At 66.7% G+C, this 14,598-nt stretch carries 9 protein-coding genes and 1 tRNA gene; 1 reads left to right on the top strand and 9 read right to left on the bottom strand.

The genetic code is table 11. The features are described from left to right. Positions 1 to 79: 79 nt before the first annotated feature. The 4 genes from RHOOR87_RS0102660 to RHOOR87_RS0102645 form a co-directional block, all read right to left on the bottom strand. Positions 80 to 1,360, bottom strand: coding sequence for a restriction endonuclease subunit S (locus RHOOR87_RS0102660; RefSeq protein ID WP_051357919.1), 1,281 nt, complete (start codon positions 1,358 to 1,360; stop codon positions 80 to 82). After that, on the bottom strand, positions 1,357 to 3,432 hold the full coding sequence (locus RHOOR87_RS0102655) for a class I SAM-dependent DNA methyltransferase (protein WP_027484151.1): 2,076 nt from the start codon (positions 3,430 to 3,432) through the stop codon (positions 1,357 to 1,359). The genes RHOOR87_RS0102660 and RHOOR87_RS0102655 overlap by 4 nt, the downstream gene beginning before the upstream one ends. 275 nt (positions 3,433 to 3,707) lie before the next feature. Next, positions 3,708 to 3,784 (bottom strand) — tRNA-Arg (locus RHOOR87_RS0102650). Between the two features lie 154 nt (positions 3,785 to 3,938). Then, a complete protein-coding gene (locus RHOOR87_RS0102645; RefSeq protein WP_027484150.1) occupies positions 3,939 to 5,837 on the bottom strand; it encodes a M61 family metallopeptidase in 1,899 nt (632 codons plus the stop codon). 267 nt (positions 5,838 to 6,104) lie between these two features. On the opposite strand from RHOOR87_RS0102645, the gene RHOOR87_RS0102640 reads away from it, so the two are divergent. Beyond that, positions 6,105 to 7,175, top strand: coding sequence for a GGDEF domain-containing protein (locus RHOOR87_RS0102640; RefSeq protein WP_027484149.1), 1,071 nt, complete (start codon positions 6,105 to 6,107; stop codon positions 7,173 to 7,175). A gap of 12 nt (positions 7,176 to 7,187) precedes the next feature. On the opposite strand, the gene RHOOR87_RS0102635 is transcribed toward RHOOR87_RS0102640, so the two are convergent. The 5 genes from RHOOR87_RS0102635 to RHOOR87_RS0102615 all read right to left on the bottom strand — a co-directional run bounded on the left by RHOOR87_RS0102635 (position 7,188) and on the right by RHOOR87_RS0102615 (position 14,518). Further along, a complete protein-coding gene (locus RHOOR87_RS0102635) occupies positions 7,188 to 8,696 on the bottom strand; it encodes an amino acid permease (RefSeq protein ID WP_027484148.1) in 1,509 nt (502 codons plus the stop codon). 158 nt (positions 8,697 to 8,854) lie between these two features. Further along, positions 8,855 to 10,141 (bottom strand): sterol desaturase family protein, encoded by a 1,287-nt coding sequence (locus RHOOR87_RS0102630; RefSeq protein ID WP_027484147.1) that lies wholly within the window; start codon positions 10,139 to 10,141, stop codon positions 8,855 to 8,857. Next, on the bottom strand, positions 10,138 to 10,860 hold the full coding sequence (locus RHOOR87_RS0102625) for a lysoplasmalogenase (RefSeq protein ID WP_231381703.1): 723 nt from the start codon (positions 10,858 to 10,860) through the stop codon (positions 10,138 to 10,140). The genes RHOOR87_RS0102630 and RHOOR87_RS0102625 overlap by 4 nt, the downstream gene beginning before the upstream one ends. An 89-nt stretch (positions 10,861 to 10,949) precedes the next feature. Beyond that, on the bottom strand, positions 10,950 to 13,217 hold the full coding sequence (locus tag RHOOR87_RS0102620; protein WP_027484145.1) for a TonB-dependent receptor: 2,268 nt from the start codon (positions 13,215 to 13,217) through the stop codon (positions 10,950 to 10,952). A gap of 191 nt (positions 13,218 to 13,408) precedes the next feature. Then, complete coding sequence (locus RHOOR87_RS0102615; protein ID WP_027484144.1) at positions 13,409 to 14,518, bottom strand: glycerophosphodiester phosphodiesterase; 1,110 nt, start codon at positions 14,516 to 14,518, stop codon at positions 13,409 to 13,411. Positions 14,519 to 14,598 lie beyond the last annotated feature (80 nt).

Raw genomic sequence — 14,598 nt, 5'->3', positions numbered from 1 at the left:
GGCTTATAGTGTATCGGAAAGCGATATGGCGCAAGCGCCGATGACTCGCGATGCCCCATGGCGCGCTACGCGCCAGCGGTCAGCCCGCCGGCATGCTGGGTGGGAACCGGATATCGAGCTCGTCCATGCGCAGTTTGCCGGAGATCAGGCGGGGGAGGAGCAGATCTCGCGAAGCTTCCAAGGGACCATTGGCTTTGGACAAGGTGTCGATTTGCTCGAAGATCGGTTCGATGATTGCACTGAACTGATCGCGCAAAATCTCAGGGGGCATCGTAATCCTCTGCCGGGTCACCAAGTCGGGCTTGAGATGCAGCACGTTGGTGCCGTTGGCAAACTCCTTGATGAAATCACCAAAGCCAGACAAGCGCAGATAGCTGTAGAGGAACGAAGCCGAAATCGTCTTGGGTACCAACTTGATGACATCCATGGAAATCACGGCTCCATGAACTCCAAAGTCCGGGACGCGAGCGGCGCGACCAATCACTTCACGGCCCTGTGTCATATCTGTGACCGCCATGACAATGTCGTTTTGACGAACCAATTGCTCAGGCTTGTGACGACCGGAAAACCGCTTCAGTCCATCAGCACGATACCCACCACCACGATTGAACGACTTCAGGGTGATGAAGGGAGCTTGCTTTGGATCATCAGACAGTTCTTCGCTTGTATAAGACTTTCCCCGCATATATCCAAAAAATTGAGATGCAAGCTCCGTTTCCCAACCGAGCGGCACGCCCTTCAAGAATTTTGCCTGCTGATAGCCGGGAAAGCGGAAGCGGACGAACCATTCGCGGTAGAGCTGTTCGGCCATCCGCTCCAGCAATGCAATCCGTCGCCGGTTGCTCTCGATCAGGTCGTCGTAGGCCGATAGCACCGCTGCGATCTTTTTCTGCACAGCGCAGTCGGGAATTCGGAAGCGGAAGCTCAGCAATTTCTCGACGCTGAGATTGTCTTGCGTCGTTCCCTGCGAGATCGCCCGGATTCTCTGCTTGTACGTGTCCAGGCAGTATTTGACGTACTTCGCGTCGGATTTTTTGGGATCGGCTGTAAACCCGATGATGCTGTCCGGAAAGCATGCCGGCATAGCCAGAATGGCCGTATCAGCGATGTTTGCCGCAATCGTGATACACAATGTGCCCGGTGGCCAAAGCTTGCTCTGGGCTAGCCCTTTCTCGTTGTACGTCTGGTCGAACTCGCGCAAATAGAAAGGCGCGGCTTTCACGTCACCAGTCTGGACAAAAGGGTATGCCCCGCCGTAAAGCTGCGGGTCGTTTCGGGGTCGATGCCTCGATTTCCCACGTGCGACTGATCCAACTTCGGTCAGTTGCTTGAACTCATTTTTGCGCAACACCGAACTCACGCCATATCCACGATGGATTTGAGGTTGCTGCTGATGAGATCTTCCAACGTGCGGGTATCCTCATTCAACTTTGCAAACTCTTCGTTCATTGCCAGCAGCTCAGCGACAAACTCCTCTTCAGTCTTCCCATCCTCCTCGATCACCACGCCCGCATAGCGCCCGGGGTTGAGCGAATATTCCTGCTCGGCCACCTCGGCCGGCGTCGCCAGCTTGCACAGACCGGTGACGTCTTCGTATTCGGCATTCGGAAAACGCTCCTGTAGCCAGCGCACATGGCCGAACCAGTACTCGGCACGGCGCACTTCCGCGTGCAGCGCATCTAACGCGACCTTGAGTGCGCGGATGTCGCGGTCCGTGCCTCCGCGCCGACCTTCGGCCTGGGCAGCATCGGCCAGCTTCTTCTCGTGCGCCCGCACGCGCTTGTCGAGCTGCTTCAAGTCAGCATGCAGCGCGACGAAAAACGGATCGCAGTGCTCGCGCAACCCGAGTTGCGCGCGGTTGCTGGCTTCGGTGGAGGTGCTGGCCTCGGCCTTCGCCCGGTACTTGGCGTAACGCGCCAGCAACGGCTTCAGCGCGGCCCATTCGGCCTGCATCGCGGCTACCGCCTGTTGGCCTTCGGCATCATCCAACACCGCCAGCAGCTGTTCGGCCAGCGGCGCGATCTGCGCATGGCTTTCGGCCAGTGCGGCGAAGCCGGCGGCGAAGTAGTCGTCCACCGCCTCGATGAACTCGTGCCGGTCGCCCAGATGCAGCTGGCTGATCAGCGCCAGGTTGCGTACCTGCTCGTCGCTGAACTCGCGGTGGGCGCGGTCGATCTGGGTGAACACGTTGCGCGCATCGATGAACAGGATGCGGTCGTCGTCCTTGGCCTTGTCGAAGAACCACAACGTGGCCGGCAGGGTGACGGTGTAGAACATGTTGGACGGCAGGGTCAGCATGCCGTAGATCAGGTTGGCCTCGATCAACGCCTTGCGAATGTCCGCCTCGGAATGACGCGCGTCGCTGGCCGAGTTGGCCATCACCAGCGCGGCGCGGCCCTGTTCGTTGAGCGAGGTGGCGAACAGGTTGATCCACAGATAGTTGCCGTTGGGCACGGTCTGCTTGCCCTCGTCCGCCTTCTTCACCTTGGTCTTGTTGCGCGGGATGCCGTAGGTGTTGAAGCGGCGGTCGCCCTCCACGCTGCCCAGCGACACGTCGTCGACATTGAACGGCGGATTGGCCAGCACGTAGTCGAATGCGCCGAAGCTGTCGTGCGGATCTTCGTAATAGGTGTTGGCCTGCTTGATCTCGCCGCGCAGGCCGTTGACGGCCAGGTTCATCTTGGCCAGCTTGACCGTTTCAAGCGTCTTTTCCTGGCCGTAGACGTAGATGTCCGCGCCGCCCTCGGCGGTGTCGCGACGCTGCTGCTCGATGAAATGCGCGGACTGCACGAACATGCCGCCGGAGCCGCAGGCGGGGTCGTACACCGTGCCGCCATGCGGCTGGATGATGCCGACCATCAGCCGCACCACCGAGCGCGGGGTGAAGAACTCGCCGCCGCCCTGCCCTTCGGACATGGCGAACTCGCCGAGGAAGTATTCGTAGATCTGGCCGAACATGTCGCCATCGGCGTCGGCCGGGATGTCGGCGAAATTCTTCAGCAGCTGGCGCGGGATGCCGCGGTTCTGCTCGGAGCGGGTGAGGCGAAAGTATTCGTCCTGCGGCAGCACGCCGGCCAGCTCGGGTTTGTACTGCTCGATCGCCTGCATCGCCAGCTTGATCGCCCGGGCGATGTCCTGGTCGTCCGGCAGGTTGAGCAGGTAGTCGTAGCGGGCGTGCTCGGGCAGGTAGAAGCCGCATTGCTCGATGGCGATGGCCGCCAGCTCGCGTTCGGCACGCTTGCCCTTGTGCTTGCCGTATTCGGCGAGGATCGCCGCTTCATGCTTGTGGTAATTGTTGTCGGCGAACTTCAGGAAAATCAGCCCGAGCACCGGCGTGGAGTACTCGCTGGCCTTCAGGTCAGAGTTGGCACGCAGGCTGTCGGCCGAACGCCACAGGTCGGCTTCGAGTTTTTTGAGCTGCTCTTTGGTCATCGTCGCTTCTTGGGCTGGGTGATGCGCCTGGGCGCTTGCGCCACGGGCATGGTCAAGGCGGCTCCATTCTCGACGCGAGAGGCACGTGGTGGAAACCGCCCGATGCCACCCATTCTCCGCGATCACGGAAGAACTGTCGCTTGTCGGCCATCTACGGTGGATCGGACGACATGGCCTTGCACGCCGCGCACGCGTATCCCGCATGCCCCTGATGAAGCCCGCGACGAATATCCACTGATTCGGAGGATGCACTTCCGGCGAGGAAGTGGCGAAAATGGTGCGCCCGGCGGGATTCGAACCCACGACCCCTGCCTTCGGAGGGCAGTACTCTATCCAGCTGAGCTACGGGCGCATGCATGGCCGCGCGCGGGGCTGTGGCCGGAGGCCGGCACCGCGGGGAACGCAGTATAGCCGAGTTGCCGCCGCGGAGTGGACGGGCCGCCGCCGCCGGCGGAAACGCGAGCGGCCCTCCCGAACGGTGCCGGGAGGGCCGCTACAGGCGTGCCTCAGCGTGCCTTGAGCAGCGCGGTCAGCGTGTCGGGCTTGCTGGTGTCGCGTACCAGGTGCGGGTATTTCAGGCCGTCGTGGTAGTCGATGCGGATGGTCTTGTACTCGTCGAAGTTCTTCACCAGCAGCTCGATCGGCTGGCTCTTGTCCTTCGCCGCGGCGGTCACCGCCTCCCTGAGCGCGTCGGCGTCATAGTCGCGACCATTGACGGCGATCACCGTCATGCTCGGCGACAGGCCGGCCTTGAACGCGGGGCCGTCCCACAGCACGTCGCCGATGCTGCCGCCCTTGCCGATGGAAACGCCCAGCGAATAGGTGAGGTCGGCGCTATGCCGGCGCGCCTCGATCGCCTTCACCGCCTCGGACGGCTTGTCGGTGTAGACCAGCTTCCAGCCGTGCGACTCGATGCCGCCGATCAGCGGGCCATGGCCATCGAGGCGCGTGCGCAGGTACTTCGCCCAGTCATACGGCGCGATGTCGTTGAGCGTCTTGACCACGTCCTCGAAGGTGTAGGTGTTGACGTCCCACTTGCCGTTCTCCATGCCGAAGAACGCCTTGCCGAAATCGTCGAGGGTCTTCTTGCCGCCGCTCAGCGCACGCAGCTGGCCGTCGACGTCGAGCCAGATCATCTGGCCGGCCGAGTAATAGTCCTCGCTGGCCTGGTAGTTGCGGTACGGCAACGGGCGACGCTGCGCGATGATCGGGTCGTTGGTGGTGTCCTGCACGTTGCGGAAGCTGGCCAGGCCGGGACGGCCCTTGTCGTAGGTGGCCGCGGTGAAGGCCCACATGTCGTGCGCCTGCTCGGTGTCCCACAGGCCCGAACGCGCGGCCATCACCTGGCCCCAGAACTGGGTCTGGCCTTCGTAGACCCACAGCAGCGTGTCGCTCATCGGCACGTTGAAGTTCGGCGTGGCGAGATCCGCGCCGCGGCGATACTTGCCGTCCCAGGAATGGTTGAACTCGTGCGAGAACAGGTCGCGGGCCAGCGCATTCTTCTTCCACTCGGTGAAGAAGTCGGCCGAGGTGCCGTCCTCGCTGGAGCGGTGATGCTCCAGGCCATTGCCGCTCATCTTGTCGCTGAGCGAGACGAGGAAGTCGTAGTGGTCGTAGTGGTGCGCGCCGTACATCTTGTACATCTGCTGGACCAGGTTGCGGAACGGCTTGATCTGCTCCGGCTTGATCTCCAGGTACTTCGCGTCATCGGCCACGATGCTCATGTGCACCGGCGTCTTCGCGCCCGGATCCAGATCGATGCGCTTGAAGTACTTGCCGGCGTAGATCGGCGAATCGACCAGGTCGTCGTAATTGATCGGCTTGAAGTTCAGCGTGTCGCCGTCCTTCGAGGCCACTTCCAGCGCGGTGCCGGCCTGCCAGCCGGCGGGCAGCTTCACGCTGGCTTCGGTGTTGATCCCGCGGGCGAAGTAGCCGGCCGGATACATCGTCACCGAGTTCCACTGCAGGTTGAGCATCTCCGGCGTCATCACCACGCGGCCCTGGCGCTGGTCCTGCGACGAGAGGAACTGGAACTCGACCTCCACGCCACTGGCACCCTGCGGCACGTCGACATGGAACGCGTAGACGTTCAGCGGGTCGCGCGTCCACGGCAGCACCTGGCCGTTCGCCTTCACCACCAGTCCGGCCATCTTGTCGATCGTGCCGTTCGGCGCATGGTTGCCGGGCAGCCACTGCGGATACAGCAGGGTCAACGGACCGGCCTGCGCCGGGATCACCTGGTGCACGCGGAAGATGCGGTGGGCCAGATCGGTGGCGTCCACCTTGATCTTCAAGGTGCCGTGGTACGGCACATCCTGCGGCGTCGGGACATCGGCAAGCGCGGCGAAACTGGCCAGGCCGAGGGCGGTGGCGGCGAGGGCGGTGGCGAGGCGGGTGGCTTTCAATGCGTTCTCCGGGTGGGCAAGGGGAAGCCTGCGGGGCGGACTGATCCGCGGCGAGGGCCGCCGGCAGGCCCGGGAATCCATGCCGCAGAAGTTGCCGCGGCAGGCAACCGAAGCGCCGATGCTAGACCGGCCATGCCGGACTTCACCCCTGCCGAAGGTCACGAGCATGGCTCGCGCATGAACCCGTTCCAGCCGATGGCCCGGATCTGGCATCCATCTTGCTCGGCTTGGGTCGAGCCTCCCGGCTCTCCACCCGAAAGAACCCGCATGCACGCCTTGTTCAAGCATCTCCGGCAAGCCGACGACACGGAGCAACGCCGCGAGTACAGCCATTATCTGGCGCAGCAGATGGGGCCGATGATCCACGCCCTGATGCTGGTGGGTGCGCTGGCCTATCTGGTGGCGGTCACCGCCAGCACCCTGGTGCGCCACTCGCCGTTGCCGCTGTGGCTGCGCCTCGCGCCGCTGGCGCCGCTGCTGCTGGTGGCCGCGTCGACCCGGCACGTGCGGCAGCCGCGCCTGCTCAGCGCGCTGACCCTGCTGTGCGTCCTGCTGCTGGAGATCGGCATCAACCTCAACGGCATGGACGACATGCACCGGCAGTCCGTGGTGTTGCCCGGGCTGCTGCTGCCGGTGGCGTCGTCGGTGGTCTGGCTGGGCCGCTGGGATTTCGTCGCCGCCATGCTGCTGTGCGCGCTGGGGCCGCTGCCGATGCTGCTGTTCGGCAGCGCCGACAGCGCGCAGGTCTTCCAGTACCTGGTCTACATGGCGATCGCGATCGCGCTGTCGACGGTGCTGCGCGCGTTCATGGCGCGCACCCTGTTCGAGCAGTTCCGGCTGGAACGCCAGCTGCGCGAGCAGGCCAACACCGACGGCCTCACCGGCCTGCTGGTGCGCAACCGCTTCCTGGAGCTGGCGCAACTCGCGCTGGGCGATATCCATCGCCGGCAGCAGCCGGCGTGCGTGCTTTACCTGGACGCCGACCACTTCAAGCCGCTCAACGACGACCACGGCCACGCCGCGGGGGATGCGGCGCTGATCGCGCTGGCCACGGCGATGCGCCGGCAGATGCGGCAGGGCGACCTGATCGGCCGCATCGGCGGCGAGGAGTTCGCGATGTTGCTGCCCGGCCTCGACCTGCAGCAGGCCGGCGCACGCGCCGAGCAACTGCGTGAGTCGATGCACGAGATCCGGCGCCCGGACGGCCCGTTGACCGTGAGCATCGGCGTGGCCGCATGCGGCCACGCCGACGAAGCCATCGAAACCCTGCTGGCCCGCGCCGACCAGGCGATGCGCCAGGCCAAGCGCGACGGCCGCGACCGGGTCGTCAGCGCCTGACGACGGCCGGGTTCAGCCTCCGGCCGCCGCCAGCTTGCTGCGGCGGATGCCGTAGACGAAGTAGATCACGCAGCCCAGCGCCATCCAGACGATGAAGCGCTCGTAGGTGATCCACGGCAGGCCGTAGATCAGCGCGACGGAGAACACGATGCCGAGCGGCGCGGTGAACCACACCGCCGGGGTCCTGAAGTTGCGCTGCAGGTCCGGCCGACGCACGCGCAGCAGCATGATCGAGGCGCAGATGATGATGAAGGCGCTGAGCGTGCCGATGTTGACCAGTTCGGCCACCTCGCCGATCGGCAGCAGGCCGGCGACCAGCGCGGTAAACACGCCGAGAATCAGGGTCGGCCGCGCCGGCGTGCCGAAGCGAGGACTCACTTTCGCGAACCAGCCCGGCAGCAGGCCGTCGCGGGCCAGCGCGAACCAGATCCGCGCCGCGCCCAGCATGAAGGCGAACAGCACGCTGGTGACGCCGATCACCGCGGCAGCCGCAATGGTGATGCTGAGCCAGTGCAGGCCGATCGACTCGAACGCATCGGACACCGAGGCTTCGCCGCCCAGCGTGCTGTAGTGGGCGATGCCGGTGAGCACCAGCGACACCGCGATGTACAGCACCATCGCGATCGCCAGCGACAGCAGCACCGCGCGCGGCAGGTCGCGCTGCGGGTTCCTCGACTCCTCCGCCGCGGTGGTCAGCGTGTCGTAGCCGAACACCGCGAAGAACACCACGCTGGCGCCGGTCAGCACGCCCTGCCAGCCGAAGTGGCCGATGCCGGTGGTGGCGTCGACCACGCGCGCCGGGATGTACGGGTGCCAGTTCGCGGTGTCGATGTAGAACACGCCGACCAGCACCACCAGCAGCACGCCGACCACCTTGATCGCCACCACCAGCGTGTTGAAGCGCGCGCCCCACTCGGTGCGCACGGTCAGCAGCACGGCGACCGCCAGCGACACCGCCGCCGCGATCACGTTGAAGCGGTGGCTGTCGCCGGGCCCGGCGATCGGGTGGCTACCGTGCAGTCCGAACAGCTGCTGCAGGTAGTACTCCATGGTCTGCGCGCTCATGCTCTGCTGCGCCCACTCCGGCAGGTGCACGCCGGCCGAGGCCAGCAGCACCTGCACGTAGCCGGACCAGCCGATCGCCACCACTGCGACCACCAGCGCGTATTCCAGCAAGAGGTCCCAGCCGATGATCCAGGCGGCGAACTCGCCCAGCACCGCGTAGCCGTAGGTATAGGCGCTGCCGGTGACCGGGATCAGCCCGGCGAACTCGGCGTAGCACAGCGCGGCGCAGGCGCTGCCGATGCCGGCGATGAGGAAGCTGATCGCCACCGCGGGGCCGGCGTTCATCGCCGCCTGCTGGCCGGCCAGCACGAAGATGCCCACGCCGATGATGCCGCCGATGCCGATCGCGGTGAGCTGCCACAGGCCCAGCACGCGGCGGAAATCGCCACGCGTGCCGGCTTCCGCCTGCAACTGCTCGACCGTCTTGTGGCGCACCAGCTTGCCGAAGAATCCCATCGCCCGCCCCCGAATTGGCAAACGGCGATCATAGCGAATGCGCATGCGGGCACACAGCGCGGTGCAGCACGGTCGTCGCCGAAGGTTCGCGCAAACCCGTAGGGCGGGCACGGCCCGCCGCTTCTGCCAAAGCCGACAGCCGGCGGGCGGTGCCCGCCCTACCGCAATGAAGCGGTTGCAGATTCAGAGGGAACGGCGGCCACGCCCGCGCGGGCCGATGACGGGCGCAGCCACGGCAGTGCGACGGCGCTCAGTCCGAACACCAGCGCGATCGCCAGCGCCACGCGGCCGTCCAGCTGCGCGACGCCGAACCAGCGCCCGCTGGCCAGCGGCACCGCGGCGGTGGCGATCACGCGCAGGCCTTCCGCCCACCACGCCCAGCGGCGGCCTTCCATCAGTGCGCCGAGCACGCACAAGCCGGCCACCTGCCAGGCCGCGTAGAGCAGCAGCTCCGGTAGGGCGGCGCGTCCGGCCAGGCCGAGGAACTGGGTGACCATGCCCAGCAGCAGGGCGAATTGCAGCAGCACGTAGAGCTTCAGCGACCGCGGCAACGGCGGGTCGTAGCGCTCGGTGGGCAGCGCGAACGCCGGCTTCGGGAAGCGCGCCGCCACGTCGGCGGGACGCCAGCCCGGCGGCTTGAACCACACCAGGAACTTGTCGCGCCAGCGCCGCGCATGCCACGCATCCTGCGCGGTCCGCCAGTACACCTCGGCGTTCGCCCATAGCGGATTCCAGCTGCGCAGCGGCGAGCGGGTGCCGTACACCGGCGGGTCGGCGGCGTCCTCTTCGACGAAGCTGCCGAACAGGCGGTCCCATACGATCAGGATGCCGCCGTAGTTGCGGTCGAGGTAGTGCTCGTTCACCGCGTGGTGCGCACGATGGTTGGACGGCGAGCAGAACACGCGGTCGAACCAGCCGAGCCGGCCGATCTGCTCGGTGTGCACCCAGAACTGGTACAAGAGGTCGATCAGCGCCACCACCACGAACACCTCGACCGGCACGCCGAGGATCGCCAGCGGCAGGTAGAAGATCCAGCCCAGCAGCGCGCCGCTGCCGGTCTGGCGCAGCGCGGTGGAGAGGTTGTAGCGCTCGCTCTGGTGGTGCACCACGTGGGCCGCCCACAGGAGGTTCGTCTCGTGGCCCTTGCGGTGCAGCCAGTAGTAGCAGAAGTCGTAGCCCAGCAAGGCGCCGGCCCACACCAGCAGGTTGTCCGCCGGCAGCCTGAGCAGCGCCAGATGCTCGGCGCACCAGGCATAGATGCCGATGGTCAGCAGCTTGCTGAACACCGCCACCAGCTGCGAGATCACGCCGAGGCCGATGCTGTTGATCGCGTCGTTGCTGGCGTAGGCGTCGCGCCCGCGCAGCCTGGCCACCAGCAGCTCGATGCCGATCAACAGAAAGAACACCGGCGTGGCCCAGGTGATGATGAGTTCCTGCGTGTTCATGCCGCCTCGTTTTCGGCGGTGACGCCCTGCACCGAACGGGCGATCCACCACATGGCCAGATAATACGCCGCCAGCACCCACAGGCTGGCCCACGGCAACGGGCCGCGGAAGCGGTCCCACGCCAGCACGCTGTCGCTGAGCATGAATACCAGCGCGCCGCGCGCGGCCAACCCAGCCGCGGCCTCACCTTGCCGCGTTCGTGCCCGCGCCCACGCCTGCCCGCCCATGGTGGCCAGCACCGCCACGTAGACCAGCACCGGCACGCGCAACGGCGCGCCGATGGCGCCCCACAGCAGTACGAGATTCGCCGCTCCGTAGGCGAGGCAGGCCGCGAGCGGCCACGCCGGCGCCGCGAAGCGGCTGTCGCCGAGGAAGGCCGCGATGAAGCAGGCATGCGCGAGCAGGAAGGCCAGCAGCCCCGGCACGAACAGGTCGCCCGGCAACATCAGCAACACGTCGCCGAGCAGCGAAGCGGCGATGCCGGCCAGCACCCGGCGCCGGTAGCGCGGCGATACCGCCGGCCGCGCGCGCCAGGCCAGCACGAAGACCAGCGCGGTGGCCAGCGGCTTGGCGAGCCAGTGCAGCCACAGCCAGCCATGGCCGGCATGACCTGCCGCCAGCAGCGCGCCGGCAATGGCCGCGACCGCCGCGACTGCGGTGGCGAAGCCGAGCCGGCGCACGCCGGCGGACAGCGGAGGGCGGGAAACCAGCGCGACCATGCAGGGCACCGTGGACGATACCCGGCCGATCATAGCCGGGCGCCGCCATCGCGGGGGATGGCGACGCCCGGTGCATCACCGACGGGCGCTCAGAAACGCACGGTGGCGGTCAGCATCGCCGCGCGCGGCGCACCGACCTGCAGGGTGGCGAACTCGCCGGTCGGATCGGTCGCGGTGAAGCCGTTGGAGCCGATCGTGCCGTAGTAGTGCTTGCCGGCGAGGTTGGTGACGTTGAGCGCCAGCTTCAGGTCCTCGGCCACGCCGAGCTTGCCGAAGTCGTACGCGGCGGCGGCGTTGAACAGCCAGTACGACGGCACCGCGGCGTCGTTGACGTAGGTGTAGTAGCGCTTGCCGGTGTAGTTGGCGGACAGGCGCAGGTCCCACGCGCCCGGCGTCCAGGCGATCTCCGAGGAGAACAGCTGCTTCGGGCTGTCGACCACGGTCCTGCCCTTCGTCGCCACCACGGTGGTGCCGTTGAGGTAGTCGCTGTCGTAGCGCGAGCGGTTGTACGACAGCGCGTTGTACCAGCGCAGGTCGCCGGCCGGCTTCAGGATGAAGGTCAGCTCGGCGCCGCGGCTGGTCACCGAACCGACGTTCGCATAGGCAGACGGGCAACCCTGGATGCCTGACGAGCACTGCTGGATCGCCAGCAGGCGGTGGTCGAACTTCACGTCGTACAGCGCCAGCGAGCCTTCGAACAGCTCCTCGGCATGGCGCCAGCCGGCCTCGACGGTGCGCGACTGCTCCGGCCTGAGCTTGCCGCTGACCACGTCGAACGCGGCCTGGGTGGTGGCGAACGGCCCGCTCACACCGGCCTGGAACGCGGCGATGTTCTGCGCATAGGAAGCGAACAGTTCATCCTGTCCACCCAGCTTGTAGCTGGCGCCGAGCTGCGGCAGCAGCGACTTGTCCGCGGTCAGCTCGCCGTTGGCGTAGCTGCCCACCACGGCGTGCGTGCGGGTGCGCGTCTGCGGGCTCTTGACGCCCACGTCGACGTGCAGCCTGCCGTCGAGCAGGGTGATGCTGTCCTGCAGGTACAGCTGGTGCGTCTCGGTCTCGTAGCGCTGGTAGAACTTGCGGATGTCCGGGTTGTGCAGGAAGTACTGGTCGTCCACCGGGCCGGCGATGAAATAGAAGTTGCGCTGCACCGTGTGGTGGCTGTTCTCGTACCAGAAGCCGCCTTCGAGGTGGTGGTTGCCGAGGTCCCAGCCCAGCGAGGCGATCGTGCCCCAGCGGTCGATGCCGTACTCGGTGGTGCGGATCGAGATCGGCGTCTCCTGCGGCGTGCCCGGGAACGAGGCCTGGTACGGCGTGAACCAGTGACCCTGGCCGCGGTTGCTGTGGTAGTAGCCGGTGGTCTTCAGGCGCACGCCCTCGGCCAGGCCGAAGTCGCCGAACAGGCCGGCCAGGCTGTCGTCACGCAGGCCGCGGCCGGCGTAGTACGCGTCGTCCGGGTTGTTGACGCCACCGCTGTAGATGCCCTTCGCCGCGTTCACCGCACGCGTCCAGTCCGGCGCGTAGTTGTCCCAGTTCCAGCCCAGCCGCCGCTGCATGTCCAGCGACAGGTCCTGGTAGTCGGTCTCGTTGCGGCTGGAAGTGTTCAGCAGCGCGGCCAGGTGGTTGTCGCCGAAGTCGTACACTGCCTTGCCGTTGAACTGCTGCTGCTTCTGCGCGCCGTCGCCCTTCCACTTGTCGCTGTCGGCATAGGCGCCGGAGAGGTACATCGCGAAGCCCTGGTGGTCGCCGGTGTCCAGCCGCGCATAGGTGCGCAGCGCGCTGTCGCTGCCCACGCTCTGCGCCAGCGTCACGCCGTAGTTGCTCGCCGGGTCGGTCGAGTAGAACTGCACGGTGCCGCCGAGGTTGCCGGTGGAGGCGGTGCCCAGCGCGCCGATGCCCGCGGCCAGCTCGGCCCCGCCGAGGTTCTCGGCGATCAGCGCGCGGCTGATGTGCAGGCCGTTGTTGTTGCCGTAGCTCATGTCGCCCAGCGGGATGCCGTCCAGCGTGAAGCCGAGCCGGGTCTGGTTGAAGCCGCGCAGGCTGATGCGGGTGGACCACTCGTAGTTGCCGAACGCATCGGCCGATTCGAAATGCACGCCCGGCAGCTTCGCCAGCAGCTTCAGCGGGCTGGAGCCCGGCGGCAGCAGCTTCACGTCCTGCACGGTGATGCGCTGCACCTGGCGCGTCTCACCCTGCCCGATCACCGACACCGACTCCAGCGTGCGGGCCGTGTCGGCGGTGGGCGCCGGCGTTGCCGGCGCGTCGTTGTCGCCCGGTGCAGCAAGCGCCGTGCCATGCAGCACGGCGAACAGCGTCACGGCCAGGGCGGTCCTGCGGAAGGAGATCTTGTCGACGGACATGCGCGTGCATCCTTAGCGCAGCCTCCCGCGTCACGGGAAGCTACGACATCTAATGTGTGGAAGAGGAGTACGGCCGCCCCCAGCGACCGTGCGCACCAGCATGGCAGTGCTTTGTGTAGGTGGCCTTACAGCCGCATGTCATCTTCCGGATGGACGTCCATGCGGTCGCCGCGATGGCGGCGACGCTGCGCTCAGCGCCGGTCCAGCGCCTTGCGTCCGATCGCCGGATCGTCGGTGAAGAACGCATCGATGCCGGCGTCGAGATAGGCGCGGATCTCGGCGATCGAGCCGGCCTCGTTGAAGGTCTTCGGGTCGCTGCCTTGCCGGAAGTTCTTCGCCTGGAACTGGTTCTCCGGGCGGAATGTGTAGGGGTGCAGCTCCAGCTTCGCCGCGTGCGCGTCGTGCACCAGCGGGGTCGGCCGGCCGAGCGTGCCGTCGCCGGCCAGCGGGATGATTGCGCGGATGTTCGGGCCGATCGCATCGGCGTAGCCGGCGATCTCGTGCAGGCCGGCCGGCGTCGTCATCCCGCCGTAGGTCAGCCGGCCGCCGGCGGCGGCCACGTCGTACGGTTGCTGGTCGACGTCGTCGATCAGCTGCAGCAGGCGGATGTTGCGGTGGTCGCGGCCGAGCTTGCCGCGCAGGTATTTGAGGTTGGCGATCTCGAACGACTGGATCTCCACCGGCGCCGTGCGCGTGTACGCGTGCGCGGCGAGGATCGCCAGCACGCGGTCCTCCATCGGCAGGCCGGCCTTCTGGAAATACGTGCCGTGCTTGATTTCGGGAATGATGCCGATCACCCGTCCCTGCGTGGCCGACTCGGCGGCGACGAAGTCGATGATCTCGTCCAGCGTGGGAATCTGGAACTGGCCGTCATACGCGGTGCCGCGCAACTCCGGCAGGCGTTCGCGCGCGCGCAACGTCTTCAGTTCGGCGAGGGTGAAGTCCTCGGTGAACCAGCCGGTGACCGGCTGGCCGTCGATGGTCCTGGTGGTCTTGCGCGCGGCGAATTCCGGATGCCGGGCGACATCGGTGGTGCCGCCGATCTCGTTTTCATGGCGTGCCACCGGCACGCCGTCCCGCGTCATCACCAGGTCGGGCTCGATGAAGTCGGCGCCGTCGGCGATCGCCTTGCCGTAGGAGGCCAGCGTGTGCTCCGGCCGCAGCGCGCTGGCGCCGCGGTGGCCGATCACCAGCACCCTGGCGGCCAGCGGCGCCTCGGCTCCCATGGCGTTGGACATGCCGGCGAATCCGATCAGGAGGACGGCCAAGCATAGGCGTTTCGGCAGCGAAGGTTGCGGCATGCGTGCGGCTCCGGTGGATCGGCGTGGTGCCCGGCCCGGCGACGCGGGCGAGACACCGACTCTGCCGGCCGCATGTGTAA

Origin of the sequence: Rhodanobacter sp. OR87, assembly GCF_000473345.1 — a bacterium.
Classification (GTDB): Bacteria; Pseudomonadota; Gammaproteobacteria; order Xanthomonadales; family Rhodanobacteraceae; genus Rhodanobacter; species Rhodanobacter denitrificans.
Note: the sequence above shows the minus strand (reverse complement) of the source record. Positions and strands in the feature narration are given on the sequence as shown.

Coding starts and splice junctions, on each gene's coding strand:
- RHOOR87_RS0102655 (WP_027484151.1), bottom strand. CDS start 3,432: ATGACCAAAGAGCAGCTCAAAAAACTCGAAGCCGACCTGTGGCGTTCG.
- RHOOR87_RS0102640 (WP_027484149.1), top strand. CDS start 6,105: ATGCACGCCTTGTTCAAGCATCTCCGGCAAGCCGACGACACGGAGCAA.
- RHOOR87_RS0102635 (WP_027484148.1), bottom strand. CDS start 8,696: ATGGGATTCTTCGGCAAGCTGGTGCGCCACAAGACGGTCGAGCAGTTG.
- RHOOR87_RS0102630 (WP_027484147.1), bottom strand. CDS start 10,141: ATGAACACGCAGGAACTCATCATCACCTGGGCCACGCCGGTGTTCTTT.
- RHOOR87_RS0102625 (WP_231381703.1), bottom strand. CDS start 10,860: ATGGTCGCGCTGGTTTCCCGCCCTCCGCTGTCCGCCGGCGTGCGCCGG.
- RHOOR87_RS0102620 (WP_027484145.1), bottom strand. CDS start 13,217: ATGTCCGTCGACAAGATCTCCTTCCGCAGGACCGCCCTGGCCGTGACG.
- RHOOR87_RS0102615 (WP_027484144.1), bottom strand. CDS start 14,518: ATGCCGCAACCTTCGCTGCCGAAACGCCTATGCTTGGCCGTCCTCCTG.